Source organism: Terriglobus roseus DSM 18391, assembly GCF_000265425.1.
Taxonomy (GTDB): domain Bacteria; phylum Acidobacteriota; class Terriglobia; order Terriglobales; family Acidobacteriaceae; genus Terriglobus; species Terriglobus roseus.
This window is the reverse complement of sequence record NC_018014.1, coordinates 1,137,740-1,154,508: the sequence shown is the minus strand read 5'-3', so window position 1 is coordinate 1,154,508 and position 16,769 is coordinate 1,137,740. Positions and strand designations below refer to the sequence as shown.

Sequence of the window (16,769 nt, the reverse complement as noted above, 5' to 3'; positions counted from 1 at the left end):
TCAAACAGTTCGCCTGGAAAGATGCGCCTACTGCAGCAAGCTACTCATCAAGCCATCAGTTTGCGGTGCTTGACGAGCCTCGGACCGCTGCTGGATCAGCCGAACATAGGACGTCTGCTCACCGACCACCTTCGCTCGAACAAGTTCGAAACAAGCGGTTCTCACGGCAAGTTTGATCGCACGCTTCTCCTTGGTCCTGAGCTTATGTCCCGTCTTGATGCAGGCCATCGGCTTCTCGGGAATTGGGATCGCGCTCACAAGAAATCCCGCATTGTTCTTTTCAATTCCAAGCTCCCCGAAGAACTCTTCATAATTCCGTTGTAGCCGCTCGGAATATTCGTCACGGTAGGCAGTCTGCTGAAACGAATTGACGCTGGCTAACTCCTCGATGCCAAGCGCTAACGCGATGCCCTGCACGCAAGCGAGCAATAGCGCATTCGGCGCGACATCCTTCAGCACCTTCCTCGCCAGCTTGATCTCCGGATAGCATCCCGCAAGGCCCTGCATGCGCGAGATCAGGACCACCTCGCGTGCTGCTGATCCTGCAGCCCAGCCAGGAACAACCGTGAACGACAGCACGAACACGGGCTTTCCTTCCACCCGCAGGTACATGTCCAGTTCGCCTTCTTTGTCATGGAGAGGCCTGGTCTGGCCGACGGTCACACTCACGTGTGTCTCCTCATCGCGGACCTCGAATAGCGTGACCTGATCCATCGTCAGTCGCCGTAAGAAACTACTCGAGAGCGCCAACTGTAGCCGCCGGTGATGGTAGAGAAAGCAACGTGCGCTCACTCCCACGCTGAAGCCACGCACCAGGTAATCCTGCGTAAGGCAACGCAGTATGAGCCGCGGGTTGGTGCGCAAAGCCGCAGCGAAAGGTTCCATCCGCGCGAGCCTGTAAATCGCAGGAAAGGTCCGGATGTTTTTCAGCGCGTTCAGGGCAACGACGGACGAGCGACCGAACGTACCCTCCCGCTTGGCAAGACCCGCAATCCATTCCAGGAATGAACGGCTATCCGTTACGTGCCTCTTATTTACCTGCGGCCCGGGCAGTTCATCTTCTCGTTCCACGCGACCGTTCACCAATCACATACCCGCTTGCGGCGTTAGTATAGTCCCGCGTGCTTTAGCCAACCTTGAGGTCATCATGAGTTCGACGTCCCGCCTGTTTTGCGCAACTTTCGTCCTGTCCACAGCGATTTTTCCTTCTCAAAACCGAATGCATGCTCAGGCCACAGCAAGTGCGTCCGCAGCACAGGGACAGGTCGCCGCAACGCCCGTCGTCTCTCCGGAAGTGCATCCCGACGGCACCATCACCTTCCGCTATGAAGCCGCCGGAGCCAAGGCCGTCACCGTAACCGTGGAAGGCAATGCGAAGCCAACGCCCCTCTCGCAGAACGCAGGCGGCGTCTGGGAAGTGTCCACGCCAGCCATGCAGCCGGAGTTCTACGGCTACACCTTTGCCGTCGATGGTAAGCGCGCGCTCGATCCACACAACGCCACGGTCCGCCCCAACCTGCTCAGCCCCACCACCGTCGCGCACGTGCCCGCGCAGGCGCCCAAGCCATGGGACCGCACGGACATCCCGCATGGCGAAGTCAGCCACGTTCTCTACCGCTCCAAGCTCGTCAAGGTCGATGACGGCGACAATGGCGACCGCGACATGTGGATCTACACACCCCCGGGCTACGACGCCAGGCGCAAGGAGAAGTACCCCGTCCTCTACCTGAACCACGGCTACAGCGACGCGGCCAACGGCTGGGTTGAGGCTGGACAGGCAAACCTGATCTTCGACTCGCTGCTGCACGACGGCAAGATCGTTCCCATGGTCGTCGTCATGCCGCTGGGCTACGGCACCATGCACATCGTCACGGCTGGCTGGAACCGTGTGGGCTCCCTCATCTGGGAGAACCAGGTCGCCTACAGCGACCAGCTTCTGCACGAGATCATCCCCATGGCCGAAGCGCGCCTCAACATCGCACGCGACCGCGACCATCGCGCCATCGCCGGCCTCAGCATGGGCGGCGGCCACAGCATTTACACCGGCCTCAACCACCCGGAGACCTTCGCCTACGTCGGCGCCTTCTCCTCGGCGGTCACCTCACCGGACCTGCGCGACACCCGTATCCCCGGCTCCGCGCCACTGACACCCGCCGACTACGACAAGGGCTTCCAGACGATCGTCCCCAAAGCCAAGACCCAACAGCCGCTCAAGCTGTTTTGGGAGAGCTGCGGGACCGAGGATGGCTTGATCACCGTCAACCGTGCCTTTGCCACCTGGGCCAAGACCAACATCAAAGGCAACGTGCAAACCCGCGAAACACCCGGCATGCACACCTGGATGGTCTGGCGCGACGACCTCATCGACTTCACACCGTTACTGTTCCGGTAGAGCAAGCCCAATCGACATAACCGGGTGCCCCATTCTTTTGCAAAGCAAAAGGGTGGGGTCTCGCGCTAGACGTGAGTTCTCTCGAAAGGGCACAGCTTCAGCTGTGCCTTTTTCCTTTCACGAGGATTTTGGGCTTCAGCCCCTGAGGTTCGGCTCCTCTCGACTCATCGAGAATGACCGCATAAATCCACATCCGGCTTATCCTGAAGAGGACTATGCCAAACGAACTCCCAAAAGCCTACGACCCCGCCGCCATTGAACAGAAATGGGCCGATTTCTGGGTCACCGAAAAGCTCTTCGACACCCCTGCGAACGCCGAAGCCACCAGCAAGCCGTTCGTCATGTTGCTGCCGCCGCCCAACGTCACGGGCCGCCTGCACATGGGCCACATGCTCAACCAGACGGAGATGGACATCCTTGCCCGCTGGCATCGCATGCGCGGCGAGGAGAGTGTCTGGGTCCCCGGCACGGACCACGCCGGCATCGCCACCCAGATGATGGTGGAGAAGCAGCTCAAGGCCGAAGGCACCAACCGCAAGGAGCTCGGCCGCGACGCGTTCTTGAACCGCGTATGGGATTGGAAGGCGCAGTACGGCGGCGCCATCACGGGGCAGATGCGCCGCCTGGGCGCCAGCGTCGACTGGGGCCGCGAATACTTCACCATGGACGACAACCTGTCGTCCGCCGTTACCGAAGCCTTCGTGCGCCTGCACGAACAGGGCCTGATCTACCGTGGCAGCTACATCGTCAACTGGGATCCCGTCCAGCAGACCGCCGTCTCCGACCTCGAAGTCGAGCACAAGGAGATCGTCGGCAAGATCTATCACCTGCGCTATCCCTTCGCGGACGGCTCGGGCTCCATCGTGATCGCAACGACGCGCCCCGAAACGATGCTGGGTGACGTCGCCGTCGTTGTAAATCCAACCGACGAGCGCTACACCGGCTTCCTCGGCAAGACCATCAAGCTGCCACTCACCGATCGCGAAATCCCCATCCTCGCCGACGACTGGGCCAAGCCCGAGTTCGGTACCGGCGCCGTCAAAGTCACGCCCGCGCACGATCCCAACGACTACGAGATCGGCAAGCGTCACAACCTCGCGAACCTTACCATCATGGATGAGACCGCGCACATTGACCTGCAGGGCTCGCCGTACCACGGCATGGATCGCTACGAAGCACGCGAGAAGATCCTCGCCGACCTGGACGCACTCGGCCTGCTCGTCGAGGTGAAGGACCACACACTCGCCATCGCCACCTCGCAGCGCAGTGGCGCCGTCATTGAGCCGCGCCTATCCATGCAGTGGTTCCTCAAGATCCAGCCGCTCGCCGACAAGGCCATCGGCGCTGTCAAGGAAGGCCACGTCCGCTTCACGCCGCCCATGTACGAAAAGACGTACATGAACTGGATGGAGAACATCCATGACTGGTGCATCAGCCGCCAGCTCTGGTGGGGCCACCGCATCCCGGCTTATCACTGCCCGGAGTGCAAGACCACGTGTGTCTCGCGCACGCGTCCCGATCGCTGCGGCTCCTGCGACCACGCAGAGCTACAGCAGGAGACCGACGTCCTCGACACCTGGTTCTCCGCCGGGCTGCTGCCGTTCACCGTCTTCGGTTGGCCGGAGCCCTCGCAGGACAGCGCCAAGTTCTATCCGACAGACCTGCTCGTCACCGGCTTTGACATCCTCTTCTTCTGGGTCGCCCGCATGATCATGTTCGGCACACACTTCATGCTGGACGTGCCCATGCCCGACGGCAGCAAGCGTGAGCTGAAGGACGCTGTTCCCTTCCGCGAGGTCTACATCCACGCGCTCGTCCGCGATGCCGACCGCCAGAAGATGTCGAAGACCAAGGGCAATGTCGTCGACCCCATTGAGGTCATCGAGCGCTTCGGCACAGACGCGGTCCGCTTCACGCTGGCATCGCAGGCCTCGCCCGGCACCGACATCGCCTTCAGCGAAGCGCGTACCGAGGGCTATCGCGCCTTCGCCAACAAGATCTGGAACGCCGCACGCTTCCTCTTCATGCAGGTCGAGCGCGCCAAGCTCTCCGGCTACAAGATGACGATGGGCGCGGCCATGACCGTCTCCGCGCTGCCCGAGATCACGCCGATCGAGACGCGCTGGATCTTCGCGCGTCTGCGCGCCGTCTGCGCCGAGGTCGACCGCGCTCTCTCCGACTACCGCTTCGACGAAGCCGCAAACGCCGTCTACCAGTTCTTCTGGGGCGAGTTCTGCGACTGGTACCTCGAACTCGTCAAGCTACGCCTCGAATTCCCTGAGCCTGTAGAAGGCGTGGAACCCATCCAGTACCCGGAGACGGCTATCTCGCTCGCAGGGCTGGTCGGTGTCTTCGAAGCATCGCTGCGACTGCTCTCGCCCTTCATGCCCTTCCTCACCGAGGAGATCTGGAACAGCCTCTACGAGGGCAAGCCACCGGCGAAGTCGATCGCGCTGACACACTTCCCGCAGGCGTCGGATTACCCGGCGGACGACACGGCCGTCAGTGCGATCGACACACTGCAGTCCCTCATTGTCACCGTCCGCGGCCTGCGCAAGGAGCTCGGCGTCCCCGAAAAGGAAGCCGCGCCCATCACGCTGCACGGCGACAACCGCATCCTCGCACTCGCCGACGCCAACCGTGACATGCTCGCCCGCATGGCCCGCGTCAGCGAAGTCGAGTTCGCCCCCGAACCACTCACCGGCGCCAACGTCCGTTCCGGCACCGGCTTCGACGTCACCGTCGCCTACGAGCGCCAGATCGACGTCCCGGCAGAACGCGAGCGCCTGACCAAGGAGATCGTCAAGTTCACCAAGGGACTCGAAGCCGCCAACCGCCAGCTCGGCAATGAGAGCTTCGTCGCCAAGGCCCCGGCAGCCGTCGTCGAAGGCCTCAAGAAGCAGCAGGCCGAAACGCAGTCCCTCTACGACAAGGCCAAGGCAGCGCTCGAAGCACTGCCGCCCGAATAATCGGGACGAAGAGAAAAGGGCAGGCAGCGGATCTCCGCTGCCTGCCCTTTTCTCTTGCCCTAATGTGTCAGAACATTCCGGACGCCGATTACTCGAAATCGTCGGCAGTCTCCGGCTTCGGCTCTTCCCAGCCACCCGGCGGCACAATCTTGGTGTTCTCAGGACCCCACGTGTGAGGCTCATACGGACGCACCGGAGGCAGGCTGCGAAGCAGCGGATCCACGATCCTCCACGCCTCCTCAACATAATCCTGGCGCGCAAACAGCGTCGAGTCGCCGGACATCGCATCCGTCAGCACACGCTCGTACGCTTCCATCTCCTGCGCCTCCGGGTGCCGCGTCGCCACCATCTCCACTTCCTTGCGCGGATCATGGTTCGTGGACCCGGCGATGCTCACCGCCAGTGCAATCGTCATCTCCGGACTGATCCGCATACGAATGTAATTCTGCGGGCCCGTGCCGACGTTAAACGCAGTTACCGGCGGACGGCGCAGACGCACGATCACCTCCGTGCATGTGACCGGCAGGTTCTTCCCAGAGCGGATATAGAACGGCACGCCGCTCCAACGCCAGTTGTCCACGAAGAGCCGCACCGCAGCAAAGGTCTCCACCTTCGAGTCCGGCGCAACGCCCTTTTCCTCGTGATACCCGGTGAACTGGCCGCGCACAACATCGTCCGCCTTGATCTCCGGAATCGACCGAAGCACCTTGATCTTCTCGTTCCGTATCGATTCGCTGTCGCGATTTGCAGGTTCTTCCATCGCAAGATTGCAGATCACCTGGAAGATATGGTTCTGGATCACATCCCGTATCGTGCCCGTCTGGTCATAGAAAGCACCGCGGCCCTGAATACCAAAGCTCTCCGCCATCGTGACCTGCACGCTCTCAACGAAGTACTTGTTCCAGATCGGCTCCAGGAAGCTGTTCGCAAACCGGAACGACACCATGTTGTACACGGGCCCCTTCGCCAGGTAGTGATCGATGCGAAAGATACATTGCTCATCGAACTCATGCAGCAGAATCGCATTCAGCTTCCGCGCCGAAGCCAGGTCGTGTCCAAACGGCTTCTCCACGATCAGACGAGCGCCGTCCGAACAGCCACTGCCCGCCAGCTTCGTCACCACCGTCTCGAACATGGAAGGCGGAATCGCCAGGTAATGCGCGGGCGCCTTAGCTCCGCCAAGCTGCTCCCGCACCGCGGTGAAGGTCGCATCGTCCGCGTAGTCGCCGTCGACGTACCGCAGAAGGCCGCTCAGCTTCTCCCAGGCCGCATCGTCGACGCCACCATGCTCTTCCAGGCTCTTCCGGGCGCGTTCTTTCAGTTGGTCCAAACCCCAACCAGCCTTCGCCACACCAATTACCGGTACATTCAGCGAGCCGCGCCGCACCATTGCCTGCAGCGCCGGAAAGATCTTCTTGTATGCCAGGTCTCCCGTCGCGCCGTAAAAAACCAGTGCATCCGAATGCGGTAAAGCCATGCCACCTCCAGTGGTGTCTCGAAGAACGCGTGAAGCTATAGGATGCACGGTTCCGAACACAGACGCGTGGACTCTCGGCATAGGGTGACTAGCTAGCGGTATTCGCGCAAAGCGCAGCGGGGCTTTCGCCGCTAAATCGTGATGACAGGCAGAGTGGGCCTCTTATCCCCGGACCTTCACGCCAATCCAGTAGGCCTGCAGAAACCAGCACACCCCGAAGAGCACAACCGCTGTCTGCGCCAACGGAGTCTGCAGACGAAACGCAGCTGCCATCAGGCAGCCGATGCCACAAAGCATGGCAACAATCATCCGGAAACGGGAGTGCAGTGGGCTCGTCATGGAGCCATACTCTCAAGAGTTCAGTGGGATCGCAACGAGAAATCGGCAAGCGCAAACGAGAAGAGGCGGCCCGAAGGCCGCCTCTTCTCAAAACTCTCACGAAGAGAGCGTCACTTACGCAGCGGTGACGTTCTCAGCCTGCCAGCCCTTGGGTCCCTTGACGACATTGAAGGTCACGTTCTGACCTTCCTGAAGCGAACGGAAACCATTGCTCTGGATCGCGGTGTGGTGGACGAATACGTCCTCACCATTGGCGCGGCTCAGAAAACCAAAACCCTTAGCATCGTTGAACCACTTCACTGTACCCTGTTCCATTTTGTATTCCTTGTGCTCAGAAGAGCTTGTTGTACCGCCGAACACGTTGGTAGAGTCTTGCGAGTACAGGCGGACCAAGCAATACAAACCAGATCGGAGTTCTACGATCAAGTACTACCCTACTCCAGGTATCGACAAATAGCAAAGAACTTTATTTGCAGATTGCTTACTTTCTTTCGACCACCCCGTCCGGCCCTGCCACCACCCGCTACTTCGACCCACCCACCTGCTGCTGTTCCACGGCAATCGCCACATTCTCATGCTTGATATCGAGTTTCAGCCGGTTGTACAGGCTCATGTACATATTCGCCGTGTACACCAGCGCAAACTCCGCCAGAACATACCCGCGCCAGCCGGCGTACAACAACTGGTAGCGCGCAAAGAACAACACCAGCGCCGTCACATAATGACTGAAGCAGTACTCGCAAGTGAACAGGTAAAAGAACTTACGGCGCGCCAGAAAGCCAGGCTTCTGGCTCTGATCCTTGCAGAATTCCCGCGGCTCGCGAAATACCTCTTCGTGCGTTACCGTCCAGCTCATGCAGGCAATCGGAATCGCAAGAAGCAGCAATACCGCAGCCTGGTGCATCAATGGGACATCAAGGGGAAACGGAGTCATCTTGGGCTCGCTGTGGAAACAACATGCGGCGCTTTTGCTCGCCGTGCACGTTTCTCGTAGGATGCGCCTTGCGCGCATAGGATTGTGAACGGGACTGGCAAACGATGGATTGGAAGAGCAGAAAAATCGCCGCGGTGATGGAAGCCGCACTCGCAGAAGACAAGGCGACCAGCGACGTCACAACGGCGCTCACGATTGACCCCGCACTACGCGCCTCCGCAACCATTCTGGTGCGCGAAGACTGCGTCATCTGCGGACTCGGCGTGATCTGCGCCGTATTCGACGCCTTCAGCGCCATGCAGACGCGCTCCGGCCACAAGGGCCCGGGCCGCTACGAGGTCATCAGCCACCCGGAGATCTTCGACGGCGTCCGCGTCCGCAAGGGCCAGACCGTCGCCGTCATCCGCCACTCCGCCGCAGCCATCCTCTCCTGCGAACGCGTGATCCTGAACCTGATGCAGCGTATGAGCGGCATCGCTACCCTGACCAACGACTTCGTCAAGCAGACCAGGGGCACACGCGCCAAGGTCCTCGACACGCGCAAAACCGTTCCCGGCCTGCGCCTGCTCGACAAATACGCCGTCTCCTGCGGCGGCGGCCAAAACCACCGCCTTGATCTTCAGGACGGCATCATGCTGAAGCAGAGCCACCTCGCCCTTGCCGGCGGCGTCGCCGCAGCCGTCGCACTCGCAGCCAAGGGCCGCAAGCCCGGCCAGAAGATCGAAGTGGAAGTCACCAACCCGGACGACATCGGTGCTGCCATCAAGGCCGGCGCAGACGTGCTCCTCCTCGTCGGCATGTCACCGAAGGAAGTCGCAGACGTCGTCGAGACCGTGCGCGCAGAAGCTCCCAAGGTCCTTCTGGAAGTCGCCGAGCATCTCTCCCTCGAAACCGCACGCGAATACGCCGAGACCGGTGTCGACTTCCTCTCCGTAGGCGCGCTCACCCGCTCCTCCGTCGCCGTCGACCTCAGCATGCGCATCACGGCAGACGTCTACTGATCCAACCGATGAACACCTTCGACACCGCTCGCGTGGATGCCGCTCTGCGCAGCACCATCTTTCACGGCAAGCTGCACCACTTCCCCGTGATCGATAGCACCAACACCCGGGCCCTCACCGACGCACAGGCCGGCGCCGAATCCGGCCAGGTCTATATCGCCGACGAGCAGACAGCAGGCCGCGGCCGAGGCGGCCACACCTGGCATTCCGAACCCGATCGCGGCCTCTACCTCACTGTCCTCGTCCGCCCCGAGATCAAAGGCAATGAGGCCCTCAAACTCTCGCTCGCAACCGGCATCGCCGCCTCCGACGCCATCCACCGTGTCACCGGCAACAGCATCGATCTCCGGTGGCCCAACGACCTCGTCATCCCCGGTGACGGCGGACCCAGCAAAAAGTGCGGCGGCATCCTCACCGAGTCCTCGCTCGCTCCCGACGGCTCCCTGCGCCACGCCGCCATCGGCATCGGTATCAACCTCAACCAGTCCGACTTCCCCGCCGATCTCGCATCGACCGCAACCTCCTTGCGACGCGCCTGGGGCCATATCATTTCGCGGGAAGATCTCGCCATCGAACTGCTTCGCGCGCTCCACGCAGAACTGCAGCAACGCGACGCCACACTCTACGATCGCTTCGAGCAGCGCAGCACCTGGGTGCGCGGCAAACGGGTCCACGTCGCCGAAGCCGAAGGCTATACTGGCACAACCGCTGGGCTCACCGCTGACGGTCTTTTGCTCGTCCAGTGCGACGACCAACAGACACGCGCAGTACGGCACGGCGGCGTTCGCGAGTTGTAGATCAAAACAACCGACGACAAGCAGAGGAGCGCCCATTGCTGCTGGCGATCGATGTAGGCAACACCAATACCGTCATGGGGTTCTACCGCTCCGCCACCCCCGATGCACCCGCCGTTCAGATCCACCGCTGGCGCATGGCAACCCCCGTCCAACGCACGCTGGATGAGCTCCGCATGATCATTCGCGGCATGTTCACCATGGATGGCGTCGACATCAACACCGTCACCGGCGTCGCCATCTCCTCCGTGGTGCCACCCATCGATTCGCTCTTTCGAGACGCCATCGAAAAACTCTTCGGCATCAAGCCGCTCTTCGTCGAGCCCGGCGTCAAGACCGGCCTGCCCGTCCTCACGGACAATCCCGCAGAAGTTGGCGCGGACCGCATCGTCAACTGCGTCGCAGCCTTCGAGCGTTACGGCGGCCCCACCATCGTCGTGGACCTCGGCACAGCCACTACCTTCGACGTCATCTCGGCTCGCGGCGAATTCCTTGGCGGAGCCATTGCACCCGGCATCGGCATCAGTGCCGATGCGCTCTTCAACTCCGCCGCACGCCTCAGCCGCGTCAACATCCGCAAGCCGCTCAAGGTCATCGGCACCGGCACCGTCGACAACATCCAGATCGGCCTCTTCTACGGCTACGTCGGCCTCATCGACGGTATCTGTGAACGCATGATCGCGGAGCTTGGCCCTGAGACAAAGGTCATCGCCACCGGCGGCTTCGCAAAGCTGCTGGCCGAAAGCTCACGCACCATCAAGCATGTGGACGAAAACCTGACACTCGACGGCGTCCGCCTCATCTACGAGCGCAACCTCGATCGAGTGCGCCGACGCGCACAATCCGCAGTCCAAAACAACGCGCAACGCGCCGAGTAACCCAGCAAGAAGGCGCCAGCAGTGCAGAACTACTTCAATTACTTCACGGAAATCGAGACGCGCTTCCAGGCGCGCCGCGGCAGCATCCTCCTGCTCAGTACCCTCGACTGGGCCCTCATCGAAACATGGCGAGAGGCCGGCATACCGCTCGAAGCCGTACTCCGCGGCATTGACGATGCCTTCGACAAATACGACGCGCGCGCACAAAAAGCAGGTGGTCGCCTGCGCCGGGTCAACGGCCTCGCATGGGTCGCGCAGTCCGTCATGGAAGCCACCGAAGCCATGCTGGAAGCAGCCATCGGCGGTGCCAAACCATCCGCAAAGGAACCGCAGGACAGCGGCTTCGAAGCCGCCCGCATCGCCGCCTATCTCAACGCAAATGCAGACGCGCTCGAAGCCGCTCAGCTTCCGGATGCCTCGGGCGAAGCCATTCGCACCATCGCCCAGCGCCTGCGCGGCCTCGCGACCGAAGCGAAGCTTCAACAACCGCTCGACAACGAAGCTCTCGAAGGCACACTCACCGCGCTCGAAGAACGCATGTTCGCCGCGCTGACCCTGGGAGCAACCGAAGAAGAAACAGCCGTCCTGCGAGCACAGGCCACACGCGAACTCGCGCCCTATCGCGGCAAAATGGGCGCAGTGCAACTAAAGCAGGTCACAGAGCAGTTCCTCCACAAACGTCTGATGGAAGCGCGCGGCCTGCCACGCCTGAGCCTTTTCTACATGAGCCTGGGATGAAGCCCACACACAGCTCGCCCGAGAGCATCCTCGCCACCATCACCGATGCCATCACCGAGCGCGTAGAGCCGCTCTGCCGTCACTTCGGCGAGTGCGGCGGCTGCCAGTTGCAACATCTGCCGCAGCCATCGCAACTCGCCGCCAAGAGGGCAACGCTCATCGACGTTCTTCGGCGAGCAGGCATCACCACTCTTCCTGAAATCCAGGCCCACGCTGCGGAACCATGGCACTATCGCAACCGCATTCGCATGCGCGTGCAGGGTCCAGACATCGGCTACAGCCGCCGCGCCAGCAACGACTTCCTGCCCATCGCAGAGTGCCCCATCGCATCGCCATTGCTTTTGCAGATGGCCATGACCGCTCGCGATCTCGTGCGTAGTGGCGCAACACGCTGGCCTGCAGAGACCAGCACCATCGAACTCTTCTGCGACGCCAATCAAACAAGCGTGCAGCTCTCACTCCAGCTCGATGCAACGGTGAACACCGTCGATCGCGACGCACCGCGTGACCTTCGTTCCCTCTGCGAAACTCTGCAGGCAGAGCATCCGCAACTCGTCGGTGCCGGTCTCTCCGTGGCCGGCGCACCGCAGGCCTCGCAGACACGTCGCGTGCAGGAGAGCGTCCGCGTCGAGATCGCCCGCTGGGGCTCACAGCAACTTACCTATCCCGTAGACGGTCGCGACTATAACATCACGCGCAACGCCTTCTTTCAGGTCAACCGCTTCCTGACATCCGCCATGGTCGAGCTCGTGCTCGGCGATCGCGGCGGCACGCTCGCCCTCGATCTCTTCGCAGGCGCAGGCCTCTTCTCAGTGCCGCTGACCGAACGATTTGATCAGGTCATCGCAGTCGAAATCGGCGAACCTGCAGCGACCGATCTTGCAGCACATCTGAGCGCATGCGGCCCGCAACACAGCGCCCGCCGCAGCACCACACTCGACTTCCTGCAGAAGCAAGCCTCACGCCTCGCGCAAACGCCTGACCTGGTCGTACTCGACCCGCCACGCGCCGGCCTCGGCGCGCCCACCGTCAACGCTCTCTCACGCACCGGCGCACGCGAAATCGTCTACGTCTCCTGCGACGCAGGAACCTTCGCGCGCGACGCAAGGTCGCTGATAGAATCCGGCTACACACTGACAACACTGCATCTGCTGGACCTTTTTCCCCAGACCTTCCACACTGAGACCATCGCGGTCTTCCGTCGCTGACGGCTCCGCGCTGCGGAGGCTTTGACGGATGAGATCGCGCGCAACTGCAGCAGACCGCGGCGCACACAGCATCCTGCTGCCTGAGGTCCTCGCGCACCCCTCGCGCTTCTCACACGTCACTCCGCTTCGCATCCGCAACACCCCCATGCTGCTGCTCGCGGCCTGCTTCGCCACAGGCATCCTATGCCGGCATTGGTGGCAGCCTCCCGCACAGATGATCCTCGTCTGCTGCGCCCTGTTGTGCCTCGCGTGCATCGCACGCACACGCGCTCCGCGCCTCGCATGGTTCACCACCGGCACCCTCTGGATCGCGCTTGGATGGACCGCCGCAGTGCTGCAACCAAACGTGCAGGACACATCGCTGCTGCGCTACGCCGACGAACTGCAACGCACCATGGAAGCCCGCGTCGTCGCCGTTCGCCACCTGCCACCACGCCCTCTCCGATCCGATCTGCCAACGACGGACGCACACACCGAAGAAGAGAGCCAACGCGACGCCACGCAACAGGCGACCGAAGTGCTCGAAGTCCAGGCGCTCGCCATCGAGGACGTCTCGCCCGATCTCTCCCGCATGACACCCATCCACGGCGGCGCCATCCTCACACTGCTGCCACGCGAAGGTCATGCCACCATCGACATTCCCTGCGGTGCCACCATCCGCACAACCGTCCGCCTGCACGCTCCCCACCGCTACGTCGACCCCGGCGTGTGGTCTTACGCGGACGCACTGACGGCACGCGGCATCACCACCGAAAGCTCCATCGATCCCTCCACGCTCCACATCCTCAACCGAACAAAGGTACCCGCAAGCTGCTACTTCGCAGCCGCCCAGCGATGGTCCTCCACGCGCCTCTCCCAACTGGCGCAAAGCCCTGCGTTAGCCCATCTGCCACGAGCCATGCGCCTCACAGCAACGGACACGGGAATGCTCGCGGCCATGCTCTTCGGTGACCGCACCTTCCTGCAACGCAGCGTCCGCACCGCCTTCGAACGCACCGGATCCTTCCACCTCTTCGTCGTCGCAGGCATGCACGTCACACTGCTCTTGGCTGGCCTCTTCGCATTGCTCCAGCGCATGCGTGTGCCACGATGGCTCGCTGCATTCATCGCCATCACCACGGCTACCCTTTACGCCTGCCTCACAGGCTTCGGCCAGCCCGTACAGCGTGCGCTGCTGATGTCATCCGTCTACCTTCTCGTTCGACTCATGGGCCGTCAACGCAACGCTCTCAATGCGCTCGGCGCGGCCATCTTCGCCATGCTCGCGTTACGTCCTGACGCACTCGCGGAAGCTGGCTTTCAGATGACAGTGCTTGCCATCATCGCCATCGCAGGCATCGCCATTCCCATCGGCGAACGCACCATCGTGCCCCTCGCACGAGCACTCCGCAACATCGCCCTCGTGCGCGACGATCCTCACATCCAACCGCGCCTCGCACAGATGCGCGTAACCTTCCGTTGGATCGGTCGCTCCATCGCACCACGCGGCCTGCCGCGCACGCGCACCACATGGCTCCAACGCATGCCCTCAACACTGGTGCGCGGCATACTAACGCTCTGCGAGCTTCTGCTCATCACCCTCATCGCAGAGATCGTCATGGCCCTCCCCATGGCCCTCTACTTCCACCGCGTCACACCCTTCGCTGCACCCGCCAACCTGTTCGCGCTCCCCATGGTCGGCGTCCTGATGTTCTGTGCCATCGCTACCTTCCTCGCATCACTGCTGCATCCAATCGTGGCGGTGATGCCCGCAGCGGTCACGGCCCTGTTACTTCACACGGTTGCCTTCATTATCGGCACACTCAGCAGCCTGCACGGTGCCGACATCCGCACACCCGCGCCCACCATCAGCCTCTCGCTGCTCGCCTTCTTCCTCTGGTGCGGCGCAGTCTATCTCCTGCACCGGGCCGCACCCATCGCCGGCCGAGCCGCCCTCGCTCTGCTCCCATTCGGCCTCCTGCTCGTCCTTTACCCACGCGCCGCCAGCCTGCATCGCGACCGCCTGGAATTCACTGCAATCGACGTTGGCCAGGGCGACTCACTCCTCGTCGTCTCGCCCACAGCAGGCACCATGCTCATCGATGCAGGCGGCCCAAACGGATCGGCCGCGCCGACCGACGAAAACGCGTTCAACATCGGCGAAGAAGTCGTCTCGCCCTACCTCTGGTCGCGCGGCCTCCGCCACCTCGACACCCTCGTCCTCACCCACGCACACAGCGACCACATCGGCGGCATGCTCGCCGTCCTGCGCAACTTCCAACCGCACGAACTATGGCTAAGCGTCGACGCCGATTCACCCGCACTGCAGGCCCTGCTGCGGGAAGCGGCACGACGAAAGATCACCGTGCGCCACCTTCACGCGGGCGACACAGACAACTGGGGCGGCACACGCCTCCAAATACTCAGTCCATCCGCCACCTACGCCCCGAAAAAGACACCGACGAACGACGACTCCCTCGTCCTGCGCATCGACTACGGCAAGGCCTCCATCCTCTCCGAGGGCGACGCCGAACACCCCTCCGAAACCGCCATGGTCGCCGCCCGCCTCTCCCCCGTAACGCTGCTGAAGATCGGCCACCACGGCAGCAACACCTCCACCTCCGCAGAGATCATCGCCGCGCTGCATCCAACCGCAGCCATCATCTCCTGTGGTCTCGGCAACCGCTTCGGCCACCCCCGCATGCCCGTCCTGCAACGTCTGCAAGCCGCCGGCGTCCACACCGCCCGCACCGACGACATGGGCGCTGTGCAATACCTCCTCAGCGCTGACGGCAGCATCGCAACTCACGTTCTAGCGTCTAATCCCTAGCACCTTGCCTCAGCAAAGGAGGGTCCCCCATGACCGAACCCCAACGCTCGGAAGCAGCCCAAAACCCGCAGCCCGAGCCGGCCGAGACCGCACGCATTGCAGAAGAGCGCAAACTCTTACGTCGTCTTCAGATGATGATGAACATGACCATGCAGGTCATCGCGCAGGACGCCTCAATGACCATCGAAGAAGCCTCGCAGATGATCGCCGACAGCCGCGAAGCCGCTCTCAGCATGTTCCCCGGCAAAGAGCTCGCCTACGATCTCATCTGGAAGCCGCGCTTCCAACGCCTGATGCTCGAGCGCTTTCGACTCCAATAGATAGGTATATTAACTAACGAATATCCTGGCCCCGCAGCGCATACGAGATCGCCTCAAGCGTCCGCTCCGGCGGAACCTCTATCGGCACCGGCACACCCATCTTCGCGCAAAGACCATCCAGCAGTCGCGAACCAAGCATCGCGCGACGCTCCGTCGGCAACGCCAGCGCCCGCGCCAGAAAACTGTCGATCACATGCAGATCATCGGCCGACAACCGCGCCATCCGATCCGCAGCAATGCCACTCGCTACCGGAGCGGGCACGACAGGCGCTGCATACAAACTCGACGTAAAGGTACGACTGACCGGCAGCGCAAGATACCCGGTGAACTCTTCCGCACGCTCATGCACCACAATCGTGTCCGCCACCAGGTCGCCCAGCCGCTTGTTCTGCTTTGTCGCAAGGATCGAGATGACGCCCACAAGATACATGCCTGGGAAATAATCCACCACGCGAAGCAGATTGCGCGCCAGCGCCTCAAAGAACGTAATCTGTCGCCCACTGTCCTTGATCACGCGAATCTTTAACGCACTCTTGCCCGGCGTCTGCCCATTGCGGAAGGCCTCGAACAGCGCAAAGTATCCCCAGTACTGAACGAAATAAAACAGGATCACAAAAGCCACGAACCATTTCGTCGCCGTCGAAGACATGTGGTTCAGCGCACCGGTCTTCGACACCGCGCCAAGCACCACAAGGACAACGATGACGAACACAAAGTTCACCATCAGCAGGATCACCAGGTCCAGCGCATTCGCTAGGAACCGGCTGCCCAGCCCGGCCAGCGGAAACCGCAGCTCTACCTGTTCGGGCGTCTCAATACCGTGCTCTTCCACACTCTCAGAAGGCACAGAAAACTCGCTTCCCCACTGCTGGCTGTTCACGTGACGAAAGTCTCCGGTAGCATCCAGTGT

15 protein-coding genes are annotated in these 16,769 nt (G+C 61.9%); 9 read left to right on the top strand and 6 right to left on the bottom strand.

Annotated features, from left to right (window positions below; all coding sequences use genetic code 11):
* Positions 1-27: 27 nt before the first annotated feature.
* Positions 28-1,071 (bottom strand): DUF535 family protein, encoded by a 1,044-nt coding sequence (locus TERRO_RS05005; protein ID WP_169315279.1) that lies wholly within the window; start codon positions 1,069-1,071, stop codon positions 28-30.
* 148 nt (positions 1,072-1,219) lie between these two features.
* Here TERRO_RS05005 and TERRO_RS05000 point away from each other — a divergent pair, with 148 nt between their 5' ends.
* Both TERRO_RS05000 and TERRO_RS04995 read left to right on the top strand, forming a co-directional pair.
* Entirely contained in the window at positions 1,220-2,392 is a 1,173-nt protein-coding gene (locus TERRO_RS05000) for an alpha/beta hydrolase-fold protein (protein WP_041592452.1), read from the top strand.
* 215 nt (positions 2,393-2,607) lie between these two features.
* Positions 2,608-5,361 carry a valine--tRNA ligase gene (locus TERRO_RS04995; RefSeq protein WP_014784911.1) on the top strand — a complete coding sequence of 918 codons (2,754 nt, stop codon included), beginning with the start codon at positions 2,608-2,610 and terminating at the stop codon, positions 5,359-5,361.
* 88 nt (positions 5,362-5,449) lie between these two features.
* Here the strand turns inward: TERRO_RS04995 and zwf are convergent, their stop codons facing one another.
* The 4 genes from zwf to TERRO_RS04980 all read right to left on the bottom strand — a co-directional run bounded on the left by zwf (position 5,450) and on the right by TERRO_RS04980 (position 8,111).
* Positions 5,450-6,838, bottom strand: coding sequence for a glucose-6-phosphate dehydrogenase (gene zwf, locus TERRO_RS04990; RefSeq protein WP_014784910.1), 1,389 nt, complete (start codon positions 6,836-6,838; stop codon positions 5,450-5,452).
* Positions 6,839-7,000: 162 nt separating this feature from the next.
* Positions 7,001-7,177 carry a hypothetical protein gene (locus TERRO_RS23065; protein WP_014784909.1) on the bottom strand — a complete coding sequence of 59 codons (177 nt, stop codon included), beginning with the start codon at positions 7,175-7,177 and terminating at the stop codon, positions 7,001-7,003.
* Positions 7,178-7,291: 114 nt separating this feature from the next.
* The gene (locus TERRO_RS04985; protein WP_014784908.1) at positions 7,292-7,492 is read right to left on the bottom strand and encodes a cold-shock protein; all 201 of its coding nucleotides are present in this window, start codon (positions 7,490-7,492) and stop codon (positions 7,292-7,294) included.
* 208 nt (positions 7,493-7,700) lie between these two features.
* Positions 7,701-8,111 (bottom strand): hypothetical protein, encoded by a 411-nt coding sequence (locus TERRO_RS04980; RefSeq protein ID WP_014784907.1) that lies wholly within the window; start codon positions 8,109-8,111, stop codon positions 7,701-7,703.
* Between the two features lie 104 nt (positions 8,112-8,215).
* Here TERRO_RS04980 and nadC point away from each other — a divergent pair, with 104 nt between their 5' ends.
* From nadC to TERRO_RS04945, 7 genes are read left to right on the top strand one after another with little or no spacing between them, the layout of a single operon-like run.
* Positions 8,216-9,112 (top strand): carboxylating nicotinate-nucleotide diphosphorylase, encoded by an 897-nt coding sequence (gene nadC / locus TERRO_RS04975; protein ID WP_014784906.1) that lies wholly within the window; start codon positions 8,216-8,218, stop codon positions 9,110-9,112.
* A gap of 8 nt (positions 9,113-9,120) precedes the next feature.
* The gene (locus tag TERRO_RS04970) at positions 9,121-9,909 is read left to right on the top strand and encodes a biotin--[acetyl-CoA-carboxylase] ligase (RefSeq protein WP_014784905.1); all 789 of its coding nucleotides are present in this window, start codon (positions 9,121-9,123) and stop codon (positions 9,907-9,909) included.
* A gap of 35 nt (positions 9,910-9,944) precedes the next feature.
* Positions 9,945-10,784, top strand: coding sequence for a type III pantothenate kinase (locus tag TERRO_RS04965; RefSeq protein ID WP_014784904.1), 840 nt, complete (start codon positions 9,945-9,947; stop codon positions 10,782-10,784).
* Between the two features lie 21 nt (positions 10,785-10,805).
* The gene (locus TERRO_RS04960; protein ID WP_014784903.1) at positions 10,806-11,522 is read left to right on the top strand and encodes a hypothetical protein; all 717 of its coding nucleotides are present in this window, start codon (positions 10,806-10,808) and stop codon (positions 11,520-11,522) included.
* Positions 11,519-12,730 carry a 23S rRNA (uracil(1939)-C(5))-methyltransferase RlmD gene (gene rlmD, locus TERRO_RS04955; protein WP_014784902.1) on the top strand — a complete coding sequence of 404 codons (1,212 nt, stop codon included), beginning with the start codon at positions 11,519-11,521 and terminating at the stop codon, positions 12,728-12,730. The genes TERRO_RS04960 and rlmD overlap by 4 nt, the downstream gene beginning before the upstream one ends.
* 28 nt (positions 12,731-12,758) lie before the next feature.
* A complete protein-coding gene (locus TERRO_RS04950) occupies positions 12,759-15,539 on the top strand; it encodes a ComEC/Rec2 family competence protein (RefSeq protein ID WP_014784901.1) in 2,781 nt (926 codons plus the stop codon).
* Between the two features lie 29 nt (positions 15,540-15,568).
* Complete coding sequence (locus TERRO_RS04945) at positions 15,569-15,859, top strand: hypothetical protein (protein ID WP_014784900.1); 291 nt, start codon at positions 15,569-15,571, stop codon at positions 15,857-15,859.
* A gap of 13 nt (positions 15,860-15,872) precedes the next feature.
* On the opposite strand, the gene TERRO_RS04940 is transcribed toward TERRO_RS04945, so the two are convergent.
* A complete protein-coding gene (locus TERRO_RS04940) occupies positions 15,873-16,739 on the bottom strand; it encodes an RDD family protein (RefSeq protein ID WP_014784899.1) in 867 nt (288 codons plus the stop codon).
* Positions 16,740-16,769: the final 30 nt, after the last annotated feature.

What these genes read in the sequence shown, in the direction of transcription:
- TERRO_RS05000 (WP_041592452.1), top strand. Translation starts at nt 1,220, where the DNA reads ATGCATGCTCAGGCCACAGCAAGTGCGTCCGCAGCACAGGGACAGGTC.
- TERRO_RS04995 (WP_014784911.1), top strand. Translation starts at nt 2,608, where the DNA reads ATGCCAAACGAACTCCCAAAAGCCTACGACCCCGCCGCCATTGAACAG.
- zwf (WP_014784910.1), bottom strand. Translation starts at nt 6,838, where the DNA reads ATGGCTTTACCGCATTCGGATGCACTGGTTTTTTACGGCGCGACGGGA.
- TERRO_RS23065 (WP_014784909.1), bottom strand. Translation starts at nt 7,177, where the DNA reads ATGACGAGCCCACTGCACTCCCGTTTCCGGATGATTGTTGCCATGCTT.
- TERRO_RS04985 (WP_014784908.1), bottom strand. Translation starts at nt 7,492, where the DNA reads ATGGAACAGGGTACAGTGAAGTGGTTCAACGATGCTAAGGGTTTTGGT.
- TERRO_RS04980 (WP_014784907.1), bottom strand. Translation starts at nt 8,111, where the DNA reads ATGACTCCGTTTCCCCTTGATGTCCCATTGATGCACCAGGCTGCGGTA.
- nadC (WP_014784906.1), top strand. Translation starts at nt 8,216, where the DNA reads ATGGATTGGAAGAGCAGAAAAATCGCCGCGGTGATGGAAGCCGCACTC.
- TERRO_RS04970 (WP_014784905.1), top strand. Translation starts at nt 9,121, where the DNA reads ATGAACACCTTCGACACCGCTCGCGTGGATGCCGCTCTGCGCAGCACC.
- rlmD (WP_014784902.1), top strand. Translation starts at nt 11,519, where the DNA reads ATGAAGCCCACACACAGCTCGCCCGAGAGCATCCTCGCCACCATCACC.
- TERRO_RS04950 (WP_014784901.1), top strand. Translation starts at nt 12,759, where the DNA reads ATGAGATCGCGCGCAACTGCAGCAGACCGCGGCGCACACAGCATCCTG.
- TERRO_RS04945 (WP_014784900.1), top strand. Translation starts at nt 15,569, where the DNA reads ATGACCGAACCCCAACGCTCGGAAGCAGCCCAAAACCCGCAGCCCGAG.